This window comes from Brevibacterium sp. K72 (genome assembly GCF_050562175.1).
GTDB lineage: Bacteria > Actinomycetota > Actinomycetes > Actinomycetales > Brevibacteriaceae > Brevibacterium > Brevibacterium casei.
In genome coordinates, this window is sequence record NZ_CP191582.1 from 2,426,744 (window position 1) to 2,450,119 (window position 23,376).

The 23,376-nt window shown below is 69.1% G+C and carries 21 protein-coding genes; 11 read left to right on the forward strand and 10 right to left on the reverse strand.

Annotation, left to right across the window (positions count from 1 at the left end; all coding sequences use genetic code 11):
* Positions 1-30: 30 nt before the first annotated feature.
* Positions 31-474, reverse strand: a complete 444-nt coding sequence (locus ACQ1RG_RS10790) for an Rv3235 family protein (protein WP_119296548.1) — start codon at positions 472-474, stop codon at positions 31-33.
* On the reverse strand, positions 471-1,217 hold the full coding sequence (locus ACQ1RG_RS10795) for a LysM peptidoglycan-binding domain-containing protein (protein ID WP_119296547.1): 747 nt from the start codon (positions 1,215-1,217) through the stop codon (positions 471-473). Before ACQ1RG_RS10795 ends, ACQ1RG_RS10790 begins: the two co-directional genes overlap by 4 nt.
* Before the next feature lie 140 nt (positions 1,218-1,357).
* Here ACQ1RG_RS10795 and ACQ1RG_RS10800 point away from each other — a divergent pair, with 140 nt between their 5' ends.
* Entirely contained in the window at positions 1,358-1,873 is a 516-nt protein-coding gene (locus ACQ1RG_RS10800; protein WP_009374867.1) for a hypothetical protein, read from the forward strand.
* A 121-nt stretch (positions 1,874-1,994) separates the two neighbouring features.
* Here the strand turns inward: ACQ1RG_RS10800 and ACQ1RG_RS10805 are convergent, their stop codons facing one another.
* Positions 1,995-2,216, reverse strand: coding sequence for a helix-turn-helix domain-containing protein (locus tag ACQ1RG_RS10805; RefSeq protein WP_430600870.1), 222 nt, complete (start codon positions 2,214-2,216; stop codon positions 1,995-1,997).
* Between the two features lie 128 nt (positions 2,217-2,344).
* Here ACQ1RG_RS10805 and ACQ1RG_RS10810 point away from each other — a divergent pair, with 128 nt between their 5' ends.
* The 3 genes from ACQ1RG_RS10810 to ACQ1RG_RS10820 are packed head-to-tail and all read left to right on the forward strand — an operon-like array spanning position 2,345 to position 4,644.
* Positions 2,345-2,983, forward strand: a complete 639-nt coding sequence (locus tag ACQ1RG_RS10810) for a hypothetical protein (RefSeq protein WP_009374869.1) — start codon at positions 2,345-2,347, stop codon at positions 2,981-2,983.
* Positions 2,980-4,191 carry an AAA family ATPase gene (locus ACQ1RG_RS10815; protein WP_009374870.1) on the forward strand — a complete coding sequence of 404 codons (1,212 nt, stop codon included), beginning with the start codon at positions 2,980-2,982 and terminating at the stop codon, positions 4,189-4,191. Before ACQ1RG_RS10810 ends, ACQ1RG_RS10815 begins: the two co-directional genes overlap by 4 nt.
* Before the next feature lie 9 nt (positions 4,192-4,200).
* Positions 4,201-4,644, forward strand: a complete 444-nt coding sequence (locus ACQ1RG_RS10820) for a DUF6912 family protein (RefSeq protein WP_009374871.1) — start codon at positions 4,201-4,203, stop codon at positions 4,642-4,644.
* Positions 4,645-4,670: 26 nt separating this feature from the next.
* Here ACQ1RG_RS10820 and ACQ1RG_RS10825 read toward each other — a convergent pair whose 3' ends face one another.
* Complete coding sequence (locus tag ACQ1RG_RS10825; protein ID WP_009374872.1) at positions 4,671-5,135, reverse strand: DUF2505 domain-containing protein; 465 nt, start codon at positions 5,133-5,135, stop codon at positions 4,671-4,673.
* 143 nt (positions 5,136-5,278) lie between these two features.
* On the opposite strand from ACQ1RG_RS10825, the gene ACQ1RG_RS10830 reads away from it, so the two are divergent.
* Together ACQ1RG_RS10830 and ACQ1RG_RS10835 are read left to right on the forward strand one after the other, a co-directional pair.
* Positions 5,279-10,165, forward strand: coding sequence for an NAD-glutamate dehydrogenase (locus ACQ1RG_RS10830; protein ID WP_342474327.1), 4,887 nt, complete (start codon positions 5,279-5,281; stop codon positions 10,163-10,165).
* Positions 10,166-10,256: 91 nt separating this feature from the next.
* Positions 10,257-11,771 carry a sensor histidine kinase gene (locus ACQ1RG_RS10835; protein WP_009374874.1) on the forward strand — a complete coding sequence of 505 codons (1,515 nt, stop codon included), beginning with the start codon at positions 10,257-10,259 and terminating at the stop codon, positions 11,769-11,771.
* A gap of 345 nt (positions 11,772-12,116) precedes the next feature.
* Here ACQ1RG_RS10835 and ACQ1RG_RS10840 read toward each other — a convergent pair whose 3' ends face one another.
* Complete coding sequence (locus tag ACQ1RG_RS10840; RefSeq protein WP_009374875.1) at positions 12,117-12,365, reverse strand: WhiB family transcriptional regulator; 249 nt, start codon at positions 12,363-12,365, stop codon at positions 12,117-12,119.
* 471 nt (positions 12,366-12,836) lie between these two features.
* On the opposite strand from ACQ1RG_RS10840, the gene ACQ1RG_RS10845 reads away from it, so the two are divergent.
* From ACQ1RG_RS10845 to ACQ1RG_RS10860, 4 genes are all read left to right on the forward strand, one after another.
* Positions 12,837-13,445, forward strand: coding sequence for a gamma carbonic anhydrase family protein (locus ACQ1RG_RS10845; protein ID WP_063249416.1), 609 nt, complete (start codon positions 12,837-12,839; stop codon positions 13,443-13,445).
* 89 nt (positions 13,446-13,534) lie between these two features.
* Positions 13,535-14,968 (forward strand): NAD(P)H-quinone dehydrogenase, encoded by a 1,434-nt coding sequence (locus ACQ1RG_RS10850; RefSeq protein ID WP_009374877.1) that lies wholly within the window; start codon positions 13,535-13,537, stop codon positions 14,966-14,968.
* A gap of 118 nt (positions 14,969-15,086) precedes the next feature.
* Entirely contained in the window at positions 15,087-15,416 is a 330-nt protein-coding gene (locus tag ACQ1RG_RS10855) for a YciI family protein (RefSeq protein WP_009374878.1), read from the forward strand.
* On the forward strand, positions 15,416-16,693 hold the full coding sequence (locus tag ACQ1RG_RS10860; protein ID WP_430600115.1) for an RNA polymerase sigma factor: 1,278 nt from the start codon (positions 15,416-15,418) through the stop codon (positions 16,691-16,693). Before ACQ1RG_RS10855 ends, ACQ1RG_RS10860 begins: the two co-directional genes overlap by 1 nt.
* A 27-nt stretch (positions 16,694-16,720) precedes the next feature.
* Here the strand turns inward: ACQ1RG_RS10860 and ACQ1RG_RS10865 are convergent, their stop codons facing one another.
* The 3 genes from ACQ1RG_RS10865 to ACQ1RG_RS10875 all read right to left on the reverse strand — a co-directional run bounded on the left by ACQ1RG_RS10865 (position 16,721) and on the right by ACQ1RG_RS10875 (position 20,332).
* Positions 16,721-18,529, reverse strand: a complete 1,809-nt coding sequence (locus tag ACQ1RG_RS10865; RefSeq protein ID WP_009374880.1) for an acetyl/propionyl/methylcrotonyl-CoA carboxylase subunit alpha — start codon at positions 18,527-18,529, stop codon at positions 16,721-16,723.
* A gap of 124 nt (positions 18,530-18,653) precedes the next feature.
* Positions 18,654-19,331, reverse strand: coding sequence for a Maf family protein (locus ACQ1RG_RS10870; RefSeq protein WP_009374881.1), 678 nt, complete (start codon positions 19,329-19,331; stop codon positions 18,654-18,656).
* Complete coding sequence (locus tag ACQ1RG_RS10875) at positions 19,328-20,332, reverse strand: SGNH/GDSL hydrolase family protein (protein ID WP_430600117.1); 1,005 nt, start codon at positions 20,330-20,332, stop codon at positions 19,328-19,330. The genes ACQ1RG_RS10870 and ACQ1RG_RS10875 overlap by 4 nt, the downstream gene beginning before the upstream one ends.
* Before the next feature lie 58 nt (positions 20,333-20,390).
* Here ACQ1RG_RS10875 and ACQ1RG_RS10880 point away from each other — a divergent pair, with 58 nt between their 5' ends.
* Positions 20,391-21,824: an AI-2E family transporter gene (locus ACQ1RG_RS10880; protein WP_063249414.1), complete on the forward strand. Its 1,434-nt coding sequence runs from the start codon at positions 20,391-20,393 to the stop codon at positions 21,822-21,824.
* A gap of 222 nt (positions 21,825-22,046) precedes the next feature.
* Here the strand turns inward: ACQ1RG_RS10880 and greA are convergent, their stop codons facing one another.
* Together greA and ACQ1RG_RS10890 are read right to left on the reverse strand one after the other, a co-directional pair.
* Positions 22,047-22,541: a transcription elongation factor GreA gene (gene greA, locus ACQ1RG_RS10885; protein ID WP_009374884.1), complete on the reverse strand. Its 495-nt coding sequence runs from the start codon at positions 22,539-22,541 to the stop codon at positions 22,047-22,049.
* A gap of 326 nt (positions 22,542-22,867) precedes the next feature.
* On the reverse strand, positions 22,868-23,290 hold the full coding sequence (locus ACQ1RG_RS10890; protein WP_009374885.1) for a DUF4307 domain-containing protein: 423 nt from the start codon (positions 23,288-23,290) through the stop codon (positions 22,868-22,870).
* Positions 23,291-23,376: the final 86 nt, after the last annotated feature.

Here is a 23,376-nt window from a genome sequence, read left to right on the forward strand (position 1 = left end):
ATCGCCCCGAGAGCCGTCTCGGGGCGATCGTCACATCGTCTCCAGAGCCGTCATCGTCCACCGGTTCGCGATGAGCTCGAGGCGGACCGCGACAGCCCGGAACCGAGACTGGGTGCGGACCATGACCGTCGCTTCGGCGACGGTCGCGTGGACGCGGCAGACCCGCACCCGTTCCGCCTGCAGTGTGCGTGCGGCGCCGTGGTCGCGGACCGTGGAGACCGGGGCGATCTCCGCACGCAGCCGCGCGCGCCGGTCGATCTTCGCGAGCAGTTCCGCATCGACCCAGCGGCCGATCGACTCGCTCCTCCGCACTCCGGCGAAGATCTCGAGACAGGCGACGGCCAGCGACGTCGCCGTTGCGGCGATGCGGTCGGCGTCGTCGGCGATCGGTTCGACGGGTGTCGTCGGCGGTCGCGGGACGGATGCCCTGTGCGCGGCGCGGCGAGGACGGCTGAGGACGAGAGGGGCGGTCATGAGCGGATGACCAATCGCTGTCCGGGCATGATGAGATCGGGGTCGGGCCCGATCGCCTCCCGGTTGTCCGCGTAGATGTCAGCGACGAGTTCGGCCTGCGAGTCGCCCGCCCCGATGAGCCCGCCCGCGATCGACCACAGGCTCTCACCGGCAGTGACGACGTGCGTGCGCGGGGAATCGGATCCATCGCGGTCATCGGCCTCGTCCGCATCGTCAGCGGTCCCGTCGCCGTCGGAGGCCTCGGGCCCGTCGGGTGGGTCCGTCGGGGGTGGGGGATCGCCGAGGCGATCGTCATCGTCCGGGCCGGTCGTCGGCCATCCCGGATCCCGCGGGTCCGCGGGGATCGTCGGCCACCCCGGATCGGGTGCTCGGTCGGGGTCGAGGGCTGCGGTCGCAGACACCGCCTCGGCGCTCGGATCACGGACCCGGTCGGCAGCGGAGCCGGTCACCGCGGTGCCGGTGACTGCGACGGCGGCGAGGATGGTCGATCCGAGCAGGCGCGGCGCCCAGCGCAGTGCGAGCGCCGAGACCCACGAGCGCACTCGGCCGTGCGGGAGGATCCGCAGCGCGAGACCGAGCAGGGAGATGAGGCCGAGCCGGGCGAACGCAGCGGCGGCCGTGGTGACGAGCACGAGGATGACGAGGTCGCTCGCTCCGAGCGGCCGCTCGAGCAGGACCCACAGGGACACCGACGACCCGAGCAGAGCGAGCCAGGTGATGGCACAGAGCGCAAGAAGAAACATGTCGAACATCCTTGATAGGTGATGTTCGACTATATTGACGTTTGATGAAGTTTGATGTCAACAGTCCCGGGATAACTACTCCGCTGTAGTTTCGTCGTCGGCTCTTGCGCGGTGCGACCGCCTCGGGCAAGCTTCACCGTATGGATGAGCGCATCGATGCCTTCCTCGACGACCTCGAAGCCATGCACGCATGGCAGCAGCGTCACGCCCGTCGGGGCGAACTCGCCGATGAGCTCGCCTCCCATGCCGCCGAGCGCACGCTCCTCGAGCGTCTGCGCGGAGCGCTCGGACACGAGATCCGGGTCTCGACCGACAGCCGCGAGATCACGGGGAGGCTGACGTCCCTCGGGGCGGGGATCATCGTCCTCACCGCCGCTGAGACGACGATCGTCTCACTGGCCGGCGTGTTCGAACTCCGAGTCGGCACCCGCAGGCATCGTCGGGATGAGGACGTCCTCGAGCGCCTCGGCATGGCCTCGGCTCTGCGTCGGCTCGCGGCGATGCACGAGGAGATCGCCATCGAACTCAGGGCCTCCCGCGGAACGGTCCGCGGGCACCTCGAGATGGTCGCCGCCGACTACGCCGAGATCGCCGGGCGGATCGTCCCGCTCGCACGCATCGCGGCGGTGCAGACGAAGGTGAACCCCTTTGCCTAGCGCGCGGCGGACGGGATCGATGAGCAGGCGGCCGAGCGGTCTGCGCGACGCGCGTGCGGCAGAGGCGCGGCGGAGCCCGGTGGGCCGTCTGACCGCACGGTCACTCGGAGCCGACCGACGGTCAGTCGTCGATGAGGCCGGCCTTGATCTCGTGCTCGGTCCTCTCGTACATCCGCTGGATGTAGGCCTCGATCTCGGCCTTCTCGACGCGCCACTGCCCGCGGCCGCCGACCTTGATGGCGCGGAGATCGCCGGTGCGCACGAGGGCACGGGCCTGAGCGATCGAGACATTGAGCAGCTCGGCCACATCGGTGAGCGGCAGGAAGCGGTTTTCGATGACCATGAGGGTTCTCCCAAGTTCCACGCGACGACTGATTTTACCGAAATCATTGCTTTGACCTCGTTTGGTGTTCGATACTATCACTCACAAGCAGTTCCTGTCATGGAAAATTCTGCCGAATCGGAGATGCAATGGAGCTCTCGAGACGCTTTCGCCCTCCCCGCTGGACCGATGCGCGCCTGCTCGTCGGTGCCGTCCTCGTCATCGCGGCGATCGTCGCGACCTATCTCCTCGTCGGGGCTGCGACGGCGACGACCAGGGTCTGGGCGAGTGCGGCGGCACTCGTCCCCGGTCAGGCGGTGAGCGCCGACGACCTCGTCGTCGCCGAGGTCAACCTCGCCGACGTCGGGGAGAAGTACCTTTCAGCAGAGACCGCGCTGCCTGCGGATACGAGCGTGCGCACGGTCATCGCCCCCGGCGAACTCGTCCCGGCCTCGGCGGTGGCGCCGATGGCCGAACTCGAGGGTCGGATCGTCGCGATCGACGTGCCCGGCTCGGTGCCCTCCGTCGTCGACACCGGCAGCCTCGTCGATGTGTGGGCACAGCCCGACTCCTCAGGGCTCGATGAGGCCGAGGCCGAACCGGAACAGCTCGTCAGCGCGGCCCCGGTCGCCCACATCACCCGAGACGTCGGCAGCTTCGGAGTCGGCGACGGGGCGCGGATCGAGGTGTTCGTCCCCACCGAGGCGCTGGCGCAGGTGCTGGCCGCACTCGACGGCGGCAGCGTCCTCTCCGTGGTCGGGGCGCCCGGAGCGGTGGGAGCGCCATGACCCAGGTGCTCCTCGCCGTCGACTTCGAATTCGACCTCATCCTCTTCGAACTCCTCAGCGACCTCGACGACGTCGACGTCGTCGCCCGACCCGCCGACGAGATCGAACTCCTCGCCCTGTGCCGCACCGGTGCCGCCGACATCGCGATCGTCGGGGAGTACTTCCCGGGTCTCGACGCGGAGGTCGTCGCCCAGATCGCTGCGACGGGCACGAAGGTGCTCGGCGTCGGCGCGGACACGGCAGCGCTCGGGCGTCTCGGCATCACCGCCTCCGTGCCGGCGACCGCCGATGAGGCCACCGTCGCCCGCGCGCTCGACGACGTCACCCGCAGCGCCATCGTCCCTCCCCGGCCGACGACTCCGCCGGGTCGGGCCCGGGCTGCCGGTCGGATCGTCACCGTGTGGGGGACCGGGTCGTCTCCCGGACGCACCCTCACGGCCGTCAACCTCGGCGATCATGCGGCCCGACGCGGGCACCGCTGCGTCATCGTCGATGCCGACACGGTGGGCGCGATGGTGGCGACGACGCTGGGCCTGACCGAGGAGTCCTCCCACCTGGCGAGCCTGTGCCGACTCACCGCGGAGAAGTCGCCGCCCACCGAGGTCGCAGCGGTGCCGCACGCCGTCGTCCGCGATGACCTCCACGTCGTCACGGGACTCACGCGACCCGAGCGCTGGCCGGAGGTGCGCGGTGCCGTGCTCCGGTCCGTCCTCACCGACCTCGCGGGACTCTACGACCTCGTCATCGTCGACGTCTCCGATCGGATCGACCCCGACGACGAGTTCGCCGATCCCTTCTACGACCGCCACTGCGCGACCCGGGCCGCCCTCGAGGCCGCCGACACCGTCGTCGTCCTCGCCGCAGGAGACCCCATCGGTCTGCAGAAGCTCGTGCGCCTCCTCGGCACCGACCGGGCCGAGGAGGTGCGGGAGCGGATGCGGATCGGAATCACGAAGGTGCGTGCCTCGGCGGTCGGGGCGCCCGCCCAGCGGCGGATCAGCGAAGCACTCGAACGGTTCGCCGGGCGGGCTCCCGACTTCGTCCTCAGCGACGACCGGGCGACGGTCGACGCCGCCCTGCTGGCGGGGCGGACGCTGCTCGAGGCGAATCCGCGGTCGGTGCTCTCCCGGGAGATCGGGGAGGCCGCCGCACTCCTGCTGCCGGCCCGCAGGCGGGTGCGCAGGCGCGAGCGTCTGCGCACACCCTAGGATGGGGGCATGGCCGTTCGCTGCTACATTCCCACGACCCTGGCCGCACTCGGCGCAGGTCTCACGGCGACGATCGCCGTCGCCCCGGATGCGACGGTCTCCGGGCTGCGCGCCGACGACATCGAGGAACGCGAGTTCGCCGCGATGGGCATCGCCGCCGCCCTGGCTGCCGTCGACGCACTCGGCGCCCAGCCGCCATCGCCGCGCGTCGTCGTCGCCTACGACGCGCCCGCCGCGGCGGCTCGTCAGCCGCTCGCCGAGGGCTTCGACCTCCTCACCCTCGAGGGAGTCGACATGGATGCGGTGGCGAGCTTCCACCTCGACGAGGCCGAGGTCTGGGACGAGGCACTGAGTGCCGGTGACATCGGGTCAGCCGAGGACCGCCTCGGCGAGTCCGATCTCCTCTGGTACGACCGCAGCGAACTCGACGACCTCCTGGGCGCCCGCGGCTGAGCCCACACAGCTGCGGGCGGGGCGCCTCAGCGCTCGGCGAGCCGCTCGAGCCGCTCCCTGAGCCGGGCCTCGAGGATGGGGACGAGGGCCTGCTCGATCATCGGACCGAAGAGCGGAACCGAGGAGCTGATCTCCGCCCGGATCGTCAGCGCCGTCCCCGTGCCCTGCGCGGTCAGGGAGATGAGGGCGTCGATCTCGACGGGCACGCCGGCCGCCCGGGCGGTCATCCTCACCTCAGCCGCGTCCCCGATGACGTCGCCGGGGACCATGTAGATCTCGACGAGCTCCGCTCCCGAGGGCAGCTGTGCGGCCAGCGTCGGCGGCAGCTCCCCTGCCGGAACCGCAGTCCGCACCGTCACCTCGGTGTCGGGATCGACCCGCTTGGTGCTCGCCTCCGAGCCGAGCGCCTCCCACGTCGCGGCATCGGCGAGGAGGGCGAGGAAATCGGTGAGTCCGATCGTGTAGTCGTGGCTGAGTGTGAGAGTTCGCATGGTCCCAGTCTGCCAGCAGGTCAGGCTCCCATCACGGCACGCTGACCGGCGTGCCTTTGTCGCCGATTGGGCATAGTGTTGGGGATGCCGGCCCGCAGACGAGCCGGCGACAATAATTGTGCGCTGATCGTAGAGGTGTAAAGGTGTCTCAGGTCTCATATTCGGACATTGCTGGAGAGTGGAGGAAGCAGAAGGGGCAGGGCGCCCCCGAGAATTTCATCGAAGCGTACTACCCCCGGTTCGAGCCGGGCACCGCCGAGGCTGGGGCGGAGGCTCTCGCGGCGGCGGCAGCGACCCACTACGCACTCGGCATCGACTATGACGGCACCACTCCCGCCATTCGGATCTACAACCCGTCGGTCGACTCACCGGAGTTCCTCGACAACCACACCGTGATCGCCATGGTGCTGCCCGACATGCCGCACCTCGTCTCGTCGATCGTCTCCGACCTCGCCGCGAGCGGGCGTGCCATCCGCCTCGTCCACCACCCGATCATCGCCGTCGACGGCCGCGGAGGCGACCTCACCGTGCTCTCACCCGCCGAGGCGCCCGCCGTCTCCGCGGACACCGCAGGCCTGCCGGTCATCAGCGAGGACGCCGCCGAGGCGGACGCCGACCACCCCGAACAGCAGTCGTGGATCCGGCTCGAGATCGACCGTCTCCCCGAGGAGGACTTCGCGGCCCTCGAGGATCAGCTGCGCAGCGTCCTCGACTACGTCGCCGCCGCCGCGCAGGACGCCACCGCGATGGCCGAGAAGGCGAAGTCGATCGCCGCCGAACTCCATGCCAAGCCGCCGCGTCCGGAGCTCGCCTCCGAGGCCGAAGCCGCCGCCGAGCTGCTCACCTGGCTCGACGGCCACTTCACGTTCCTCGGCTACCGCGAGTACGACTACCGCCACGACGCGGAGGCAAGCAGCCTCGAACCGATCGAGCACACGTCTCTGGGGATCTCGGCCCTGCGTCCGCTCGCGAAGTCCCCGCTGTCGAACGCCGTGGCCGAGAAGGCGCTCGAACCGCACGTCCTCGTGCTCACGAAGGCGAACTCGCGCTCCCGCGTCATCCGCGGATCGTTCATGGACTACATCGGGGTGAAGACCTTCGACGAGACCGGCGAGATCGTCGGCGAACGCCGCTTCGTCGGCGTGTTCAAGCCCGAGTTCTACAACGACAGCGTCCTCAACATCCCGGTCATCAACCGCAAGGTGCGCAAGATCCTCTCCGCGAGCGGGTTCCCCACCGGCTCGCACTCGGCCAACGAACTCCTCGGCATCCTCGAGACCTACCCGCGCGATGACCTCATGCACGAGGACACGCAGGACATCTTCGACGTCGTCATGCAGATCGTCGACATGCAGGAGCGCCGCCAGTCGCGCGTCTTCGTCCGCACCGACCCCTACCAGCGCTTCGTCTCCGTCATCCTCTACATGCCCCGCGACCTCTACGACACCGCGGCACGCGTGCGCGTCCAGGAGGTCCTGCGCCAGTTCTACAACGCCGAGAGCGTCGACTTCGACGTCCTCCTCACCGAGTCGGCGCTGGCCCGCATCCACTTCGTCGCCCGCGTCGCCCGCGACGCCGAACTGCCCCAGATCGATCCGGAGACCGTCGAGAAGCGCATCGTCGCCGCGGTGCGCTCGTGGTCCGAGGACGTCCACGCGTTCCTCGCTCCCGCCGAACGCGGGGACAGCGGGACGGCCCTGGCCCGTGCCGACCTGTGGTCGCGCTCCTTCCCGCCTGGATACGGGGAGTACCACACACCCGCCGACGCCGTCGCCGACGTCGCCCGCTTCGAGGCGATCGAATCCGGTGAGGGTCCGGCGGTGCGCCTCTACCGCCCCAACGACGTCGACGACGCGCCGATCCGCCTCGCCCTCTACCGCGACGGACGCGTGGGCCTGTCCGAGGTGCTGCCCTACCTCACGGCCTTCGGCGCGACCGTGCTCGACGAGCGGCCCTACGAGCTCGACCTCGCCGACGGCACCCATCGCTACATCTACGACTTCGGTCTGCGGTTCGACCGCGACCTCGACGACGCTGACTTCGACCGGGTCGCCGAGGCCTTCATCGCCGGGTGGGAGGGCCGCAAGGAGGCCGGAGTCTTCGACCGCCTCGTCGTCGCGGGACTCGACTGGCAGCACGTGACGATCATCCGGGCGCTGGGGAAGTACCTGCGCCAGGCCGGGTTCACCTACTCCGACGCCTATGTCGGCGAGGTCTACAGCGACAACCCGGAGATCTCCCGCCTCCTCGTCGACTACTTCTTCGCGAAGTTCGATCCGGACGCCGACGACGCCGGGCGCGACGCGGAGATGGCGAGGCTCGACGAAGCGATCGAGACCGCTCTCGGCGACGTCGCGAGCCTCGACGCCGACCGTGTGCTGCGGTCCTCCCTCGAGCTCCTGCGGGCCACCCTGCGGACGAACTACTTCCAGAACGCCTCGGGCGAGCTGCCGACGGCGCTCGTGCTCAAGATCCGTCCGACCGAGCTCAGCTTCGTCCCGAAGCCGAAGCCGGCGCTGGAGATGTGGGTGTACTCCCCGCAGGTCGAGGGCGTGCACCTGCGCTTCGGCACCGTCGCCCGCGGCGGCCTGCGCTGGTCGGACCGGCGAGACGACTTCCGCACCGAGGTCCTCGGCCTCGTCAAGGCACAGATGGTCAAGAACGCCCTCATCGTGCCCACGGGCGCCAAGGGCGGATTCTTCCCCAAGCAGCTGCCTCCGATGAGCGACAGGGATGCCTGGATGGCCGCAGGCCAGGCCGCCTACGAGGTCTTCATCGAAAGCCTCCTCGAAGTCGCCGACAACCTCGTCTACGCCTCCGACGGCACCCAGCAGGTCGTCCATCCCGACCGCCTCGTGCGCCATGACGGTGACGACTACTACCTCGTCGTCGCCGCCGACAAGGGCACCGCCCGCTTCTCCGACGTCGCCAACGCGATCGCCGAGCGCCGCGGCTTCTGGCTCGGCGATGCCTTCGCCTCCGGCGGTTCGGTCGGCTACGACCACAAGAAGATGGCGATCACCTCCCGCGGTGCGTGGAAGTCCGTCGAACGCCACTTCCGCGAGCTCGGCGTCAACACCGACGTCGACGACTTCACCGTCGTCGGCATCGGCGATATGAGCGGGGACGTCTTCGGCAACGGCATGCTCCGCAGCGAGCACATCCGCATCGTCGCCGCCTTCGACCACCGCGACATCTTCATCGACCCGAACCCGGACGCCGCAGCGAGCTTCGTCGAGCGCCGTCGCCTCTTCGACCTGCCGCGCTCGAGCTGGCAGGATTACGACCGCGATCTCATCTCCGCAGGCGGCGGGGTCTACTCGCGGTCGGCGAAGTCGATCGACCTCAGCCCCGAGGCCGCCGCCGCCATCGGCGTCGAGCCCGGCAAGCGGAGCCCTGCCGAGCTCATGTCCGAGATCCTCGCCGCGCCGGTCGACCTGCTCTACAACGGCGGCATCGGCACGTACATCAAGTCCTCGGACGAGAGCCACGCCGACGTCGGCGACAAGTCGAACGACGCCATCCGGATCAACGGCGACGAGGTCAGGGCACGGGTCATCGGCGAGGGCGGCAACCTCGGCGTGACCCAGCTCGGACGCGTCGAAGCGGCACTGAACGGGGTCGCGATCAACACCGACGCCGTCGACAACTCCGCCGGCGTCGACAGCTCCGACCACGAGGTCAACATCAAGCTGCTGCTGCGCACCCTCCTGCAGAAGGGGGCGTTCGCCGCCGAGGACCGCGAGAAGGTGCTGCTCTCCTTCACCGACGACGTCGCCGAACGGGTGCTCGCGAACAACTACTCGCAGAACGTCCTCCTCGGCGAGGCCAGGTCGCAGACGGAGGCGATGTCGGGCACCTACGGCCGCATGCTCGCCTACCTCGAGAAGCACGCCGACCTCGACCGCCAGGTCGAGTTCCTGCCCAATGCCGAGGAGCTTGCGAAGCGCGAGTTCAGCTCGTACGTCTCCCCGGAGCTCGCGGTGCTGCTCGCGTACGCGAAGATGCACGCCGCCGATGAGATCCTCGACAGCGTCGTGCCCGATGAGGCCTGGATGCAGCGGGAGCTCGCAGGCTACTTCCCCGACGCTCTCGTCGAGCAGTACGGGGAGCTCATCCCCGAGCACCCGCTGCATCGGGAGATCGCCACGGCGAAGCTCGTCAACCGCATGGTCGACCGCGGCGGACTCACCTACGTCTACCGGATGCTCGAGGAGACTCCTGCCTCGGTGCCGCAGATCGCACGCGTCTTCGTCGTCGTCTCCGAGATCTTCGGCCTCGACGACTTCTTCGACGCGATCACCGCGCTCGACAACCAGGTGCCGACCGAGGTCCAGGTCCGGCTCCAGCACGACTACGTGCGGCTGCTCGACCGGTCCTCGCGCTGGCTCGTCCAGCAGGCCCCGGACACCCTCGACGTCGATTCGGGCATCGAGAACTACGGCAAGGTCGTCGCCGCCCTGCGCTCGCGTGTGCCCGACCTCGTCGACGGCTTCGACGCCGAGGCGATGCAGGCCAAGGCACAGGGCTACATCGACGACGGTGTGCCCGAGGAGCTCGCATGGCGCGCGGCTGCTCTGCTCGACGAGTTCGCCCTCCTCGACATCACCCAGCTCGCAGCGCGGACCAACGAGTCCGCCGAGGATGTCGCCGAGGTGTACTACGCCGTCAACGACATGTTCTCGGGTTCGCAGGTGCTCGCGCTCATCGGAGACCTCGACCGCTCCGACCGCTGGTCGGCGCTGGCCCGCGGTTCCCTGCGCGACGACTTCTACTCCGCGATCCTCTCGGTCGCCGGCTCCGTCATCGCGGCCACGGACTCGCCGATCTCGGGCAGCCCCGACGAACGTGCGAAGCAGCGGCTGAGCGAATGGCTCGAACGCAACGAGACGGTCGCCGCCCGCGTGCTCGAGACCATCGAGACCGTCCTCGCGCTGGAGACCGTCACGCAGGCGCCCCTGTCGGTGCTCCTGCGCATGATGCGCGGTGTGGTGCGGTCCTCGGCCTGGGAGTCCGAGCACAGCGCCTGATGATAGCGTTCGTCTCAGCGGGCTCGGGGTCGGACCCCGAGCCCGCTGACGATTCGCCGGACCGCTGACGAGGACCACCGAGAGGGACACCGTGCTCAACGAACAGCTCGCCGCCGAAGGCATCACCGACGAGGCCGATGTCGAGTACCTCCACCTCCTCGTGGGGGACTGGCAACTCATCGCCGATCTCTCCTTCGCCGACCTCGTGCTCTGGGTACCCTCGGCATCCGGGGCGTACACGGTCGTCGCGCATGCGCGGCCGACCACGGGCCCGACGCTGTTCAACCGGGACCTCCTCGGTGCTCGGGCGACGGGTCTGGAGAAGGACCTCCTCGGCGCCGCGGTGCGGTCGGGGGAGCTCGTGACCGAGGTCGCACCGGCGAAGTGCCTCGGCGTGGGCGTGGGCACCGAGGAGACCGAGGTGTGTGCGGAGGCGGTGCCGCTGGTCCGCCACGGGGAGACGATCGCGATCCTCGTCCGCTACTCGGAAGATCTGCGCCGGCGGGGTTCGTCACGTCTGGAGAAGCACTACCGTGAGGCAGCGATGGCTCTGCTCACGATGATCGCGCAGGGGGCGTTCCCCGACCGTGAGGCGCCGAGCGGAGTCCGCCACGGCGAACCGCGGGTCGGTGACGGCATCTTCGTCCTCGACCGTGACTCACGCGTCCAGTACGCCTCCCCGAACGCGGTCTCGCTCATGCACCGTCTCGGGCACGGGGGCGAGATCGAGGGCGCTTACCTCGCCGAGGTGGTCTCGACTCTGAGCACGGAGCTCCGACAGGTCGACGAGACGCTGCCGCTCGTGCTCACCGGCCGCGCGCCCTGGCGCACCGAGCTCGAGGTCGGGCGCACAAGCGTGTCGCTGCGGGCGATCCCGCTCACCGACGACGGGCAGCGGACCGGGGCGATCGTGCTCGCCCGCGACGTCTCGGAGATCAGGCGGCGCAAGCGCGAGCTGCTCTCCCGCGACGCGATGATCAAGGAGATGCACCATCGGGTGAAGAACAACCTGCAGACGGTCTCCGCGCTGCTGCGCCTGCAGACGAGGCGCATCGACAACCCTGCCGCGAAGGCTGCGCTGTCGGAGGCGATGCGGAGGGTCTCGATCATCGCCGTCGTCCACGATGTGCTCAGTCAGGGAGTGGAATCGGAGGTCGACTTCGACGAGGTCGTCGACAAGGGGCTTCGGCTCACCCCGGAGCTGACGAGTCCGCTCGTCCAGGTCAGCCTCCAGCGACGCGGCAGCTTCGGGACGATCTCCTCAGCCGATGCGACCTCCCTGGCGCTGGCCATCACCGAGCTCATCACCAACGCCATCGAGCATGGCTTCCCGCTCGAGAAGCAGGAGAGCCTCGGACCGGGGGAGACCCTCGAAGGGCACGTGTGGGTCATCCCCGAACGCGACGGGGACCACCTCCATGTCACGATCGCCGACGACGGGGTCGGACTCGGTGACGCGCAGAGCCCGGGCAACGGTCTGGGCACGCAGATCGTGCGGACTCTCGTCTCCGCGGACCTCGCCGGTTCGATCCAGTGGCGGGAGCGCGACGGCGGCGGCACCGAGGCGATCCTCGACGTGCCGCTGCGTCCCGACTCGTACGACTGAGCACGCGCAGGCCCGAATCATCCACTCATGGGCCGTCCTGCACCGAGCGCCCGCTGCGCCATCCCGCACCCGTAGCGCAGAATCATCCACGTGCACGGGGAGGTTGTGTCGCTGCGCCGCTGAGGTGCTGGGCTGCGCGTGCGGTGTGGCGCTGCGGGTATGTCGTGGCGCCACGCGTGCGATGTGCAGACGCGCGTGCGGTGTGGCGCGAAGAGTGCGGTGTGCTCGGGCGGTTGTGCCGTCGCGGCAGGCGTGCGGACATGACAGAGTCCCCAGCTCCGATCACGGTGATCGCGGTCGAAGCAGGGGACTCTGACGAAGAATGGGGGTGCGGGTTCCGCGCGGTCAGCCTGCGCGACGTGCCCGGGCGGCCCGGCGCTTGAGCGCGCGGCGCTCGTCTTCACTCAGTCCGCCCCAGACGCCCGCATCCTGTCCGGATTCGAGTGCCCACTGGAGGCAGGTCTCGGCCACTTCGCAGCGACGGCACACAGTCTTGGCCTCTTCGATCTGAAGCAGGGCTGGTCCCGTGTTCCCGATGGGGAAGAACAGTTCCGGATCCTCATTGAGGCACGCTGCACGGTGTCGCCAATCCATGGTGACCTTTCGACGGAGATGGGTGAAACCTGGTGTGCGCGCACGTCAACAGAGGCGCGCTCACTCTCACAGTCAAGGTTCACATAACCGTTTTGGGCACACAAGAGTCTGGCAGTGTGAAGTTTCTGACAAATATTCTGCCCATTCTCCTGCTATGGGGTCCTCGACGCAAATCCGTCCATCGCGCGTCTCACTCTGCAGAAGCCGGGTGTCCTCGAAGTGAATGGCACCCGCCGCAGACATGAAGTCGAGGACCCGCGTGACGCGCGCGGTGCGGCCGGGAATCCGACCGCCGGGACGCCGCCGACGGGGTGGGTAGACTGACAGCGGTGACGGTCCCATCCCGTGGTCCGGCACCGCGCCGAGTGAGCCGGTGCGCACGACGTCGTGCGCTCTCGCCGACGAGGCCCGGCACCCGAGAGCGCGAGCACAGAACACTCACACGAGGACGAGAGAACCGATGGAGGACTCATGACGGATTCGCAGGCACGCATCATCTCGGTCGGAGGGCACACCCCGCAGATCGATCCCGGAGCATTCGTCGCAGCCGGAGCCACCCTTGTCGGCGACGTCCACGTGAAGCGGGGCGCCGGCATCTTCTACGGCTGCGTGCTCCGGGCCGAGAAGGCGCCGATCACGATCGGCGAGGACTCGAACGTCCAGGACAACACCGTCATGCACACCGACGAGGGCAAACCCGTCGTCATCGGCAAGCGGGTGTCGATCGGCCACCAGGCCCTCGTCCACGGCGCGAGAGTCGACGACGACGTCCTCATCGGCATGCACGCGACCGTCCTCAACGACGCCCACATCGGAACCGAATCCCTCATCGCCGCCGGCACCGTCGTGCTCGAGGGCACCGACATCCCACCTCGCTCGCTCGTCGCCGGCGTCCCCGGCAAGGTGCGCCGGGCGATGAGCGACGACGCGGTCGAGAAGGTCCGGGCGAACGCACAGTCCTACGTCACCCTCTCCGCCCTCCACCGCGACACCGCCGAGGTTGTCGATTTCGCCGAGGCGACCGCCGCCGGTGCGGGATCGGCCGCCGGGTCCGACGCCGCCGAGGGGACCGAGGCCTGAGCCTCACCGCGAGGGTGCTCGTCGGCACCGCCCAGGAGCACCCGGAGTGCTCATTCGCCCAGGCCCCGGCGATTTGAGAGGATTGAGCCGTGAACGAAGAATTTGAATCCGCAGCAGATCGCGTCGTCGTCATCGGCGGAGGCCCCGGCGGCTACGAAGCCGCTCTCGCCGCCGCCCAGCTCGGCGCCGACGTCATGCTCATCGAACGCAATCGCTGCGGCGGTGCCGCCGTCGTCACCGACGTCGTGCCCTCGAAGTCCCTCATCGCCACGGCGGAGATGATGGATGAGATCACGCGCTCGGCGAGCCTCGGCATCCGGATCACCGCCGCCGACGACGACCACGAGGAGACCCCCGACCACGACCGGGTGGTCGCGGACCTCAAAGCCGTCAATGAGCGCATCCTCTCCCTCGCCGACGCTCAGGCCGACGACATCCACGACGGGCTCATCCGCGCCGGCGTCAAGGTCATCAAGGGCAGCGCGAAGCTCGTCGACCGCGACCGGGTGGAAGTCGTCGAGAAGAACGGGACCGAGTACACGCTGCGCGCCTCGACGATCCTGCTCGCCGTCGGCGCCCACCCCCGCGAACTCGACACCGCGAAGCCCGACGGCGAGCGGATCCTCTCGTGGACGCAGCTCTACGAACTCGAAGAGCTGCCCGAACACCTCATCGTCGTCGGCTCCGGTGTCACGGGTGCCGAGTTCGCCTCGGCGTATCGCGCGCTCGGAGCGAACGTCACCCTCGTCTCCTCGCGCGAGAAGGTCCTGCCAGGGCAGGACGAGGACGCCGCAGACGTCCTCGAGTCCGTCTTCCGCGCCAAGGGCATGAACGTTCTCTCCCGCTCCCGTGCCGAATCGGTCAAGCGCACCGAGAACGGGGTCGAAGTCACTCTCGCCGACGGCCGCCGGGTCGAAGGTTCGCACTGCCTCATGGCCGTCGGCTCGATCCCCAATACCGCCGACCTCGGACTCGAAGCCGCCGGGGTCAAGGTCAGCGAGTCGGGACACATCGTCGTCGACGGCGTCTCCCGCACCTCGCGTCCGGGCATCTATGCCGCGGGCGACTGCACCGGCGTCCTCCCGCTCGCCTCGGTCGCGGCGATGCAGGGCCGGATCGCGATGTCGCACGCTCTCGGCGATGCCGTGCAGCCGCTCAAGCTGCGCAATGTCGCCTCGAACGTCTTCACCGCTCCAGAGATCGCGACCGTCGGCTTCACACAGCAGAACTACCGCGAGAACCCCACGGACATCGACACCGTCATGCTCCCGCTCGACACGAACCCGAGGGCGAAGATGCTCGGCATCGAGGACGGCTTCGTCAAGATCTTCGCCCGGCGCGGCTCCGGATCGATCCTCGGCGGCGTCGTCGTCGGCCCGCGCGCCAGTGAACTCATCCTCCCCATCACCATAGCCGTGGAGAACCGCCTCACTGTCGACCAGCTCTCGGCCTCCTTCGTCGTCTATCCCTCGCTCAGCGGCTCGCTGACCGAGGCATCGCGCCGACTCCACCGGCACCTCTAGGGAATTTCCCTCCCGCAGCTGTCGATTTCGCCCTCCCCGATACGTCAGAGTGGTGTCAGGCACCTCCGCCCGACATCGATAGGCTCCCGCCAGGAGCCTCGGACCAAGGGAGAGAGACATGAAGTACGCACTGCTGCTCATGGGCAACGTCACCGACGCCGACTGCGGCGAGGACGGCGGTCCCGACCCGGCCGAGTTCATGGCCTTCGACAAGGAGATCACCGACGCGGGCATCGTCGTCGGCGGCTTCGCCCTCGACGGACCCGAACACGGGGTGCGGGTCAGCGACTCCGTCGTCACCTCCGGGCCGTTCGCCGAATCCGGCGAATTCGTCGGCGGCAGCTACGTCATCGAGGTCCCGACGATCGACGACGCGATCGCCTGGGCGAAGCGGAGCCCCGGATCGCGCGCCGGGCACATCGAGATCGGGCCGGTCGCCGACTACTGATGGACACCGCCGGGACGGACGCCGCCCTGGTGCTCACCGCCATCGGGCGCGAGGACCACGGGCGGCTGCTCGCCGCTCTCGCGACGAAGTTCCACGACCTCGACCTCGCAGAGGAGGCTCTGGCCGATGCCATGGTCCGTGCCGTCGAGTCCTGGCCGGCCCGCGGCGTCCCACAGCGTCCACAGGCGTGGCTGATGACGACGGCGAAGAACCGCGCGATCGACCTCATCCGCACCGATGCGACCCGCGCACGCAGCCTTGCCCGCCTCCGGATCGAGGACGAGACCCAGCCGGGGGACCACGAGGACCACGCCGACCGCCTCGGCGAGGCCCTGAGCTCAGTCGACATCCCCGACGAACGGCTGGGGCTCTTCTTCACGTGCGCCCATCCCACTCTGCGCGAGGGCGAGAGGATCGTGCTCATCCTTCGCTTCCTCGCCGGCTGGACCACCGCCGAGGTGGCGGCGGCCTTCCTCGTCGACACGACGGCGATGCAGCAGCGGATCGTGCGCGCGAAGAAGCGGATCACGGCGACGGGCATCCCCTTCGGACGGCCCGGCCCCACCGAACTCGAGGAGCGGCTGCCCGGCGTACTCCGCGCCGTCTACCTCGTCTTCACCCAGGGATTCACCGCCTCGGCGGGCCCCGCCCACGCCCGCGTCAACGTCCAGGAGGAGGCGATCGTGCTCAGCCGCCTCCTCGTGCGACTCCTGCCCGATTCGACGGAGGCGCTCGGGCTCCTCGCCCTGCTCCTCCTCACCCGAGCGCGGGCGGCGGCGCGGCTCACCGCCGACGGTTCGCCGATCCCGCTGTCCGAGCAGGATCGGGCCGACTGGGACTCCACCCTCATCGCCGAGGGGCTCGGTCTCGCGCGGACCGCGGCCGGTCGCCCGGGGGCCGGGCCGTACGCGGTGCAGGCGGCGATCGCCGCCCTCCACGCCGAGGCTGCCGCCTACGAAGACACCGACTGGGCCCAGATCCTCGCCCTCTACCGGATGCTGCAGCGGCTCGACCCCTCCCCGGTCGTCGCCCTCAACCTCGCCGTGGTCCGCGGGCGGGTCGACGGTCCCGCGGCGGCGCTGACCGCCCTCGACGCCCTCGCCTCAGAACCCCGGCTGCGCCGTCACCGGCCGTTCCACATCGCACGGGCGATCACTCTGCGCGAGCTCGGTCGCGACGCCGACGCCGAAGAGGCATTCAACGAGGCCCTCGAGTGCCCGGGCAACGACGCCGAGTCCGAATACATCGGTGCCCGGATCACCGACCTCCGTCGGTGATCCGGGCAGCGGGGCAGAGACCGGGTCTCAGGCGGCGAAGCGGATGATCGGCTCACCCGACTTCACAGCGGTGCCCGCGTCGACGAGGACCTCGGAGACCGTGCCCGAGTGGCCGGCCTTGAGAGGCTGTTCCATCTTCATCGCCTCGATGACAGCGAGCGTGTCACCGGCTTCGACGACGTCGCCGGCGGACACGGCGACCGAGACGATCGTGCCCTGCATCGGGGCGTTGAGCGCATTCGACTCGTCGGCGAGCTGAGCGCCCTTGCGGCGGAGGTTGCGCTTGCGGCGCGGCACGCTCGGGCTCGGCACATGTCCGAGGTCGGAGATGACGTCCTTGGGAACCGAGACCGTCATCCGTCGACCGTCGACCTCGACGACGACACTGAAGCTGTCAGCAGAGGTGCTCATGTGATCTCCTGTGTTCGGTGTGGCGAGCGGGTTGACGAACGCGGTTTCAAGCCAGTTGGTCCACACGTCGAAGTCCCCGGCGAAGGCCGGTTCGGAGACGAGGACGCGGTGCAGCGGCAGCAGCGTCGAGACGCCGTCGATGCGGTATTCGGCAAGCGCCCGCCGGGACCGGGCCAGTGCCTGATCGCGATCGGCGCCGGTGATGATGAGCTTCGCGAGCATCGGGTCGAAGTCGGTGCCGACGACGCTGCCCTCGCCGATGCCCGAATCGAGCCGCACACCGGGTCCGGCCGGTGCCCGGTAGTTCTTCACGGTGCCGGTGGCGGGGAAGAAGGTCGTGGGATCCTCGGCGTTGATGCGGAACTGGATGGAGTGTCCGCGGACGGCGGGGAAGGCATCGGGCAGGCGTTCGCCCGAGGCGATGCGTAGCTGCCAGCCGACGAGATCGACTCCCGTGACCTCCTCGGTGACGGTGTGCTCGACCTGGATGCGGGCGTTGGCCTCCATGAAGATGATCGTGCCGTCGGTGCCGAGGAGGAACTCGCAGGTGGCGGCACCCACGTAGCCGACGTGGGCGAGGACGCGGATCGAGGCCTCGGTGACGATGCGCTCCTGCTCCTCGGTGAGGAACGGGGCCGGCGCCTCTTCGACGATCTTCTGGTTGCGGCGCTGGAGCGTGCAGTCACGGGTCGAGAGGACGCGGACATTGCCGAACGAGTCGGCCAGGCACTGGGTCTCGATGTGGCGCGGGTGGACGATCTGCTTCTCGATGAGGCATTCGCCGCGACCGAAGGCGGCGAGTGCCTCCCGGGTCGCGGCCGCGTAGGCGGTCTCGAGGTCGTCAGCGCTTGCGCAGGCGCGGAAGCCGCGGCCGCCGCCGCCGTGGACGGCCTTGATGACGACGGGGTAGCCGATGCGCTCGGCGACCTCGGCGGCTTCGGCGAGATCGGCGACGGCGCCGTCGGAGCCGGGTGCGACCGGGGCGGAGACCGCCTCGGCGACCTCACGGGCACCGGACTTGTCGCCGAGGAGTTCGATGGCAGCCGGGGGAGGCCCGACCCAGGTGAGCCCGGCGTCGATGACGGCCTGGGCGAAGAGGGCGTTCTCGGCGAGGTAGCCGTAGCCGGGGTGGATGGCGTCGGCCCCGGAGCGCTTGGCAAGGGCGAGGATCTTGTCGATGTCGAGGTAGGTCTCCCCAGCGCCGGTGCCCTCGAGCAGCCAGGCGTCATCGGCGAGCGAGACGAACTCGGCGTCCGCATCGGCTCGGGTGTAGACGGCGATCGCCTTGAGTCCCAGATCGTGGGCCGCCCGGATGATGCGCAGGGCGATCTCACCGCGATTGGCGATGAGGATGCGGCGCACTGGGGCCGTGGGGACGTGCGTGGACAGCGATGCGGTCGTCTCGTCGGGGAGGACTGTGGTCATGGCGCTCCTTTTGTATGATCACAGATCAATTTAGGGATTGCCGCCAACTCTTTGTAGGCCACCGATAAAAACCTGAGCGCAAAACTTCAAGGTGTTCGGGCGTGTCCGCTCGACCTGTCCGAGTCTAACCCCGGGAGGACCAGAGATCGGGCCAGAAGAGGCCCATGTCCTGCGCGAGTTCCCTCACAACGGGCAGGCTGAGCCCGAGCACGGTGAGATGGTCGCCGTCGAGCCGCTCGACGAACGCTCCGCCGTACCCGTCGATCGTCAGTGCCCCGGCGACGTGGAACGGCTCTTCGGTGGCGATGTAGGCCTCGAGCTCGGCAGGGGTGGGGGTGCCGATGAGCACGGCGGTCGACGAGCGGCGCGAGCGCAGGTCGCGGGCCGCGAAGCGCTCAGCGGTCGTTGCCCGCTCGAGCAGGGCGAGCGTGTGCCCGGAGTGCAGCGTCGTCCACGCCCCCGCCATGTCCGCCCAGATCTCGCGGGTGCGTTCGGCAGTGCCCGGCTTCCCGATCGCCTGGCCGTTGTGCTCGAGGAGTGAATCGCCGGCGATGACGACGGCCGTGGCCGCCTCGCGCAGGGACTCGGGGAGATCGTCGGGCTCCATGCCTTCGATGCGGTCGAGAACGGCCTGCGCCTTGGCCGCGGAGAGCGCGGTGGTGAGGTCGCCGACGGACCCGGTGAACGTCTCCTCGATCGCGTGCTCATCGACCTCGGAGACGATGACGGTGGGATCGATGCCCGAGGCCGTGAGGATCTCGCGCCTCGACGGTGACTGCGAGGCGAGGACGACGGGGATCACCGGTCGGTCCCTCCCGCCTCGGCGGGGCTCGCTTGGGCGGGTGTCGCGGCGTCGGCAGCCTCGGCGTCCGCGGACTCTGCAGCCTCGGCGTCCGTGGGCGCCTCGCGCGTGTCATCGGGGATGTCATGGGTGCGGTCGACGGCGATGCGGGCGTCGATGCGTTCGGCGATGGCCGCGAGCACGGTCGAGGCGAGCTGCGCATATCCGAGTGCGCTGGGGAAGCGCCCGGATTCGTTGAGCAGCGATTTCCGGGTCGTTCCGGTCAGTGACCCGGTCGCCTGCAGCGGCACCGCCCGCGCCGCGAGCGCGGCGAGCCACTGCGATCCTGCGAGGACCCGGGAAGACCGGCGGAGCACCGTTTTCAGCGGGTCGCGCAGACCCGGCAGCCCGCCGAGGTTGGGGCAGACGAGGACGAAGACTGTGTACCGACCTTCGCGCTGGAGGCGGTTGATCGCCTGGTTGAGGGCCGGGATGCCGATGGGTCCGTGGATGGGGTGGATGACGTCGCCGGTGCCGATCGAGATGATCGCGAACCGACGCCGATCGGACCGTGGCGAGTCGGACCCCTGGCGGGAGAGACGAGTCGAGCGCAGGATCTCGTCGACCTGTGCCGCGAGATCGTCGGAGAGCGCCGACGGCCGCGCCGTCGACTCGACGCGCACCGAGGTGCCGAGCAGTCGCGCGAGCCCGCGGGCGATGAGCATGGCCGGGGCGTCGTGGGGATCGTCGATGCCGATCCCGCACACCCACGAATCGCCGATGACGGCCAGGGTCGCCGGATCATCGTCACCGGTGGCCGGACCGGCGTCGGCTGCGGTGCCGGCGGGTGGGGGCACCACCTCGGCGATGGAGGGGAAGGGACGGTCGGTGTCGTCGTCGAACCCCCGTCGCAGGGACGAGGCCTGGTGCCGGAGCAGGCCTGCCGCCGACGCTCCGATTCCGACAGCTGTGCCTGTCATGGTGGCGACGGCGTAGAGCATGCGCTTTCCCACAAGAATCACCCTCCCTCTCCGGTCATCATTCCACCTGCGGTGCGTGGAGACCAACTATTGTTGGAGCATGTCAGAGAACGAGAACACGCCATCACAGTACCGGCTGCGCGGCGCCTGGACGTCGAAGCGACGGGGCGAGAGCGCAGGCCGACCCGACCGCGATGAAGGCCACGCGGGAGAGATCAGCCCCGAGGCGATCGCCCATTCCCGCGTCGAGGCCGGATCCGAGCCCTACGTCTCCCCGGGACTGCGCGTCGCCGCAGCCTGGTCGTGGCGTTCGATCGTCGTCCTCATCGGGATCGGCGTCGGATTCTGGCTGCTCTCGAAGGTCTGGCATGTCCTCCTGCCCGTCCTCATCGCCCTTCTCCTCGCCGCCCTCCTCGGCCCGCTGACCGGATGGTTCGTGAAGAAGGGGATGCCGCGGGTGCTCGCGACGATCATCGCCTTCTTCGGGTTCATCATCCTCGTCGCCGGGCTCTTCACCCTCGTCGGCCAGCAGATCTACTCGGGGATGCCCGACCTCGTCACGCAGGTCATGGCCGGCTTCTCGAGCATCAGCGACTGGCTCTCGCAGAACCCGTTCGGCATCGACTCGCGGACGATCTCGGGCTACATCAACGACGGCATCGAATCGGCGACGCAGTTCCTCCAGTCCAACAGCTCGGAGCTGCTCGGCGGTGCGCTGCAGGCGACCTCCTCGGTCGGATCCTTCCTCGCCGGCCTGCTCCTGTGCCTGTTCACGACGTTCTTCTTCCTCTACGACGGCAAGCGGATCTTCCGCTGGGTGATGAACCTCCTCCCGCTGCCCGCCCAGCCCGTGGCGATCGGTGCCGCTCAGCGCGGATGGACGACGCTCACGCAGTACGTGCGGGTGCAGATCCTCGTCGCCGGCGTCGACGCGATCGGCATCGGCATCGGTGCGGCGATCCTCGGGATCCCGCTCGTCCTCCCGCTCACCCTGCTCGTCTTCCTCTCCTCGTTCATCCCGATCGTCGGTGCCATCGCCTCGGGTGTCGTCGCCGTCGTCGTCGCGCTCGTCTCCAACGGGCCGGTCGCCGCGATCATCATGCTCGCCGTCGTCATCGGCGTCCAGCAGCTCGAAGGTCACGTCCTCCAGCCGTTCCTCATGGGCAAGGCCGTCTCCGTCCACCCGCTCGCCGTCGTCCTCGCCGTCGCTGCCGGCGGCTTCCTCTTCGGCATCGTCGGTGCGCTCTTCGCGGTTCCGGCGATCGCGGTGCTCAACACGGTCGTCACCTACATCGTCCACGCGAACGGCCCTCGCGGCGGATCCGCGCCGCCGGAGGCCACGGAGGCGGACACGGAGGCGGGAGCGGTCCTCGACGAAGCGGAGGACAGGCTCGCCGAGGCGATCCACGACTCCGCGCAGGAGCGCGGTTCCGCGTCGGGCCCCGGAGAGGGCGCCGCTGACAGTGACCCCTCGAGTGGCGCGGTCGATGGCGGCCGCGATTCGGGCGACCAGCCGCGCCCGCGGCGGTCCTGACCGACCTCGACGAGGCAACCGCTCGGTTCTGATCCGTGCGCGCTGGATCGGACCAGCGCGTACGGTCTCAGACCGAGCGGTTGTCGTTCAGTTCTGCGGACAGGAACAGAGACCGCGCACTGCGACCACTGCGCGCAGAGAGAAGACCGGAGGGCGGGTGCAGTGTGCACCCGCCCTCCGGTCTGTGTGCGTCGGGGTCGGCACCCGACTGCTGAGGTCGACTCAGCCCGAGAACGCCTCGATCTTCGTCACCTCGACGGCGATCTCCTTGCCGTTGGGAGCTTCGTAGCTCGTCTTGTCCCCGACGGAGGTGCCGAGCACGGCCGCGCCGAGCGGCGACTTCTCCGAGAACACGTCGATGTCGGAGTCGCCGGCAATCTCACGGCTGCCGAGCAGGAAGCGCATCTCGTTGCCCGCGACCTTCGCCGTGACGACGGATCCGGGGGAGACGGTCTTGCCGTCGCTCTCGCTCGATCCGACCTTCGCCGAGCGCAGGAGCTGTTCGAGCTGGCGGATGCGAACCTCCTGCTTGCCCTGCTCCTCGCGTGCCGCGTGGTAGCCGCCGTTCTCCTTCAAGTCACCCTCGTCGCGGGCGGCTTCGATTTTCTCAGCAATCTCTGCACGTCCCGGTCCGGAGAGGTGTTCAAGTTCCTTCGACAGGCGGTCGAAGGCTTCCTGGGTCAACCATGTCTCTTCCTGGGTGACATCCTCGGTCATGACTTCTCCTTCTTCGGTTCGGTGCACTGACGGCATGTCAGGCAACGAAAAACCGGGCGTGGGGTACGCCCGGGTGGTGAATGAAACTACATTCTAACCCATCTGGGCAGGATTTCGATGATCTGGGTCACGATTCGGACAGCGGTTCGCTGTTCTGCACACACCGGTCGCCGTCTGGGAGGACGCGCGCCGTCCGCGCCAGGGGCTCGAAAAGGCACCTTGCGCGGACGCGGCAGTCGGTCGGGTGCCGAGGAGGCAAGCGGATTTGCATTCTGCCGGGGTGTGCCTCGGGCGGGGTGTGCCTCACGCAGGTGAGGGCACCCGCCTCACTCGAACCAGCAGGCGTCGGCGTGCCCCGAGGCGGCGAGCTGTGTGGTCGCGACCTCGACGGTGAGTCCCTGGGCCGAAGTGGGGTCGGCCTGTGGGTCGGCGGGGAGGCTGACCTCCGTGAAGCCGACGATCGCCTCGTTGCTGTTGGTGGCCTGGACGATGCAGTGGACGCTGCGCTCACGGTCGGGGTAGATCCCCACGCTCACCGTCGTGCTCGCCGAGTCGTTGACCGTGTAGCCGAGCGTCTTGGGGTCGGTCGGAGTCGTCGACGGCTGGAACGCGAAGATGCCGATGACGACGACGGTGACGGCGATGGCGGCTGCGGCGAGGTAAGTCGCCCTGCGGCTGAGGCGGCGTCGCGGGGTGCGGGCGCGCCCGTATCGGTCGCCCTGCGGTTCTGCGGCTGTAACCTCAGTCATTGAATTCCTCATCTGTCGCCTTCGCGCACTAATCTAGAGTAGTCGATCCGTGTGCGGCGATCCTGCTCAGGCACGGACAGAGTGAG

Bases quoted from the DNA above. Each gene is read 5' to 3' on its own strand.
- ACQ1RG_RS10815 (WP_009374870.1), top strand. From the start codon at position 2,980: ATGACCCAGGTGCTCCTCGCCGTCGACTTCGAATTCGACCTCATCCTC.
- ACQ1RG_RS10800 (WP_009374867.1), top strand. From the start codon at position 1,358: ATGGATGAGCGCATCGATGCCTTCCTCGACGACCTCGAAGCCATGCAC.
- ACQ1RG_RS10790 (WP_119296548.1), bottom strand. From the start codon at position 474: ATGACCGCCCCTCTCGTCCTCAGCCGTCCTCGCCGCGCCGCGCACAGG.
- ACQ1RG_RS10805 (WP_430600870.1), bottom strand. From the start codon at position 2,216: ATGGTCATCGAAAACCGCTTCCTGCCGCTCACCGATGTGGCCGAGCTG.
- ACQ1RG_RS10880 (WP_063249414.1), top strand. From the start codon at position 20,391: ATGTCAGAGAACGAGAACACGCCATCACAGTACCGGCTGCGCGGCGCC.
- ACQ1RG_RS10825 (WP_009374872.1), bottom strand. From the start codon at position 5,135: ATGCGAACTCTCACACTCAGCCACGACTACACGATCGGACTCACCGAT.
- ACQ1RG_RS10855 (WP_009374878.1), top strand. From the start codon at position 15,087: ATGAAGTACGCACTGCTGCTCATGGGCAACGTCACCGACGCCGACTGC.
- ACQ1RG_RS10845 (WP_063249416.1), top strand. From the start codon at position 12,837: ATGACGGATTCGCAGGCACGCATCATCTCGGTCGGAGGGCACACCCCG.
- ACQ1RG_RS10890 (WP_009374885.1), bottom strand. From the start codon at position 23,290: ATGACTGAGGTTACAGCCGCAGAACCGCAGGGCGACCGATACGGGCGC.
- ACQ1RG_RS10795 (WP_119296547.1), bottom strand. From the start codon at position 1,217: ATGTTTCTTCTTGCGCTCTGTGCCATCACCTGGCTCGCTCTGCTCGGG.
- ACQ1RG_RS10860 (WP_430600115.1), top strand. From the start codon at position 15,416: ATGGACACCGCCGGGACGGACGCCGCCCTGGTGCTCACCGCCATCGGG.
- ACQ1RG_RS10840 (WP_009374875.1), bottom strand. From the start codon at position 12,365: ATGGATTGGCGACACCGTGCAGCGTGCCTCAATGAGGATCCGGAACTG.
- ACQ1RG_RS10865 (WP_009374880.1), bottom strand. From the start codon at position 18,529: ATGACCACAGTCCTCCCCGACGAGACGACCGCATCGCTGTCCACGCAC.
- ACQ1RG_RS10820 (WP_009374871.1), top strand. From the start codon at position 4,201: ATGGCCGTTCGCTGCTACATTCCCACGACCCTGGCCGCACTCGGCGCA.
- greA (WP_009374884.1), bottom strand. From the start codon at position 22,541: ATGACCGAGGATGTCACCCAGGAAGAGACATGGTTGACCCAGGAAGCC.
- ACQ1RG_RS10810 (WP_009374869.1), top strand. From the start codon at position 2,345: ATGGAGCTCTCGAGACGCTTTCGCCCTCCCCGCTGGACCGATGCGCGC.